1 protein-coding gene and 2 pseudogenes are annotated in these 2,783 nt (G+C 70.4%); all 3 read left to right on the forward strand.

Translation table 11 applies throughout. The features are described from left to right. Positions 1 to 133 (forward strand): annotated as a pseudogene (locus GAS53_RS54685) (alpha-glucosidase C-terminal domain-containing protein); the annotation flags it as partial. Positions 134 to 147: 14 nt separating this feature from the next. After that, positions 148 to 477: pseudogene (locus GAS53_RS58895) on the forward strand (maltokinase N-terminal cap-like domain-containing protein); the annotation flags it as partial. A gap of 757 nt (positions 478 to 1,234) precedes the next feature. Continuing rightward, on the forward strand, positions 1,235 to 2,783 hold a 1,549-nt coding region (locus tag GAS53_RS54695), incomplete at its 3' end, for a GlgB N-terminal domain-containing protein (RefSeq protein ID WP_263974271.1).

Consider the following 2,783-nt stretch of genomic DNA (forward strand, 5'->3'; position numbering starts at 1 on the left):
CATCGGCGGCGTCCGCTTCCCCGCCATCGGCGACCTCCCCTACCTGCTCACCCTCGCAGGCCACGGCTTCTACTGGTTCCGACTCCGCGCAGTCGCTCCCCACACCAAACGGCGATTGATGGTGTGCTCCTGAAAGGACGGGTCGCCATGCGCAAGGTCGTATCACCCCGCCCCAGCAGCCACAGTCCGGCTCTTCTGCTGACGTCTCTCGCCGGACTGCTACGAACGTGGCTGCCGGAGCAGCGCTGGTTCGCCGGCAAGGGCCGGCGTGTCACGGAGCTGGCTCTGCTCTCCGTGACGGAGCTGCATCCGGGATGCCTGCATCTCCTGGTCAGCACGCGGCACGGCGCCGGAGCGCACCTGCCCGGAGACTGCTACCAGTTGCTTCTCGGCGTCCGTGACGCCCTGCCGCCCCGGCTGGACCATGCCCGCATCGGCCGTGCGAGCGAGGGGCCGCTGGCGGGCCTGGTGGTGTACGACGCCCTTCAGGAGCCCCGGTCGGCGGACCTGCTCCTCGAGCGGCTGCGCACGCCGGGAACGGCGGGCCCGCTGCGGTTCGAGCGCGACGCGCAGGTGACGATCCCCGTCGGCCTCACCCCCCGACTCCTCGATGCCGAGCAGTCCAACTCCTCGCTGGTGTACGGCGATTCGTACATCCTCAAGGTCTTCCGGCGCGTCCAGCCCGGCATCAACCCGGACCTGGAAGTTCCCTGGGCGCTGGCCCGGCAGGGCTGCACCCGCGTACCGGCCCCCGTGGCGTGGTTCCGGACCTCACAGCCGCAGGTGGCGACGCTCGGTGTGCTTCAGCCGTTCCTGCCGGATGCCGTGGACGGGTGGACCCTGGCGCTTGAATCGCTCGCCGCGGGTGGGGAGTTCACGGACGAGGCGTACGAACTGGGGCGGGCGACGGCCGAGGTTCATGTGGCACTGGCCGCGGCGTTCACCCTCGGCCCCCCGACGGGGCATCAGAGCAGGCGACTCGCGGCCGCGATGAACGAGCGGCTGGACGCCACGAGCCAGTCGGTGCCGGAGCTTCTGCCGTATGTGGCCGGGCTGCGGGCCGCCTTCGACGAGCTCGCCGTCCTCGACACGGGCCGCCCCGTACAGCGGATCCACGGCGATCTTCACCTCGGCCAGGTGCTGCGGGCCGGGGAGAGCTGGTTCGTCATCGACTTCGAGGGCGAACCGGCCCGACCGATCGCCGAACGCCGGCACCCCCAGTCCCCCGTACGCGATGTCGCGGGCATGCTCCGCTCCTTCGACTACGCCGCCCGCAGCCGCCGCCCGTGGCGTCCGGAGTGGGCGCGTCGCTCTCGGGACGCCTACTGCGCGGGGTACGCCGCCGCGGCGCGATGGGATCCGCGCGCCGAGCCTGAACTGCTCCGCGCGTACGAGACGGACCGGGCCGTGTACGAGGTGCTGTACGAGGCCCGGCACCGGCCCGACTGGCTGCCCGTCCCGATGGCGGCGATCGCCCGTCTCGCGGAGTGCGCCCCCGCTCCCTCCGGCACTGGTCCGCAGAAGCCGGTCCCTTTCTTCCACAGTGCTCAAGGAGGCTGAAACCGTGGTAGCCCGCAATATCTCCGCAGCTGTGACCCTGCCGGCGTCCGAGGACGTCCGTCCCGTCAAGGTCGGTTCGTCCGCGCCGAGCGATGGCCCCGCCGTGCGGCGATCGGTGGTTTCGATGGACGCGACGGACCGGGAGCGGCTGCTGTCAGGCACCCATCACGATCCTCATGCGCTGCTCGGGGCCCATCCTGTGCCGGAGGGTGTCATCTTCCGCGTGCTCCGCCCCTACGCCGAGGCGGTGACCGTGTCCTTGACGGACGGGTTGCGCGTGGACCTGAACGACGAGGGTGACGGTCTCTTCTCCGGGGTTCTGCCACTCGACGCGATCCCTGAGTACACGTTGCTCGTGAGGTATGCGGGCCACGAGCGGGAGGTGCAGGACCCCTATCGGTTCCTGCCCTCGCTCGGTGAGTTCGATCTGCATCTGTTCTCGGAGGGGCGGCACGAGCAGCTGTGGACGGCGCTCGGTGCGCAGGCGATGGAGCACCAGGGAGTGGTCGGCACCCGCTTCACCGTCTGGGCGCCGAACGCCCGCGGTGTGCGGCTCGCGGGGAACTTCAACTTCTGGGACGGGGCGGCGTTTCCCATGCGGTCGCTGGGTTCGTCCGGGGTGTGGGAGCTGTTCGTTCCGGAGATCGGCGAGGGCGAGCTCTACAAGTTCGAGATCACCCGGCCCGACGGTTCCAGGACACTGCGGGTCGATCCGATGGCTCGCTGGGCGCAGACTCCGCCTGATACGGCCTCGGTTGTCCATGTCTCTCGTCATGAGTGGCAGGACGGGGAGTGGATGGCGCGGCGGGCCGCCGAACGGCCGGTCCACGAGGCGCCGTTCTCGGTGTACGAGGTCCATCTGGCCTCCTGGCGCCCTGGCTTGACGTACCGTCAGCTGGCCGAACAGCTGCCCGGCTACGTCGCCGACCTCGGCTTCACCCACGTGGAACTGATGCCGGTCGCGGAACACCCCTTCGGCGGCTCCTGGGGCTACCAGATCACCGGCTTCTACGCGCCGACCGCGCGTTTGGGCACCCCGGACGACTTCAAGTACCTCGTCGACGCGCTGCACCGGGCCGGCATCGGCGTCATCATGGACTGGGTGCCCGCGCACTTCCCGCGCGACGACTGGGCGCTGGCCGAGTTCGACGGCCGGCCGCTGTACGAACACGAGGACCCCCTGCGCGCCGCCCACCCCGACTGGGGCACCCTCGAGTTCGACT

It is taken from the genome of Streptomyces albicerus (genome assembly GCF_008905045.1).
Lineage (GTDB): Bacteria > Actinomycetota > Actinomycetes > Streptomycetales > Streptomycetaceae > Streptomyces > Streptomyces albicerus.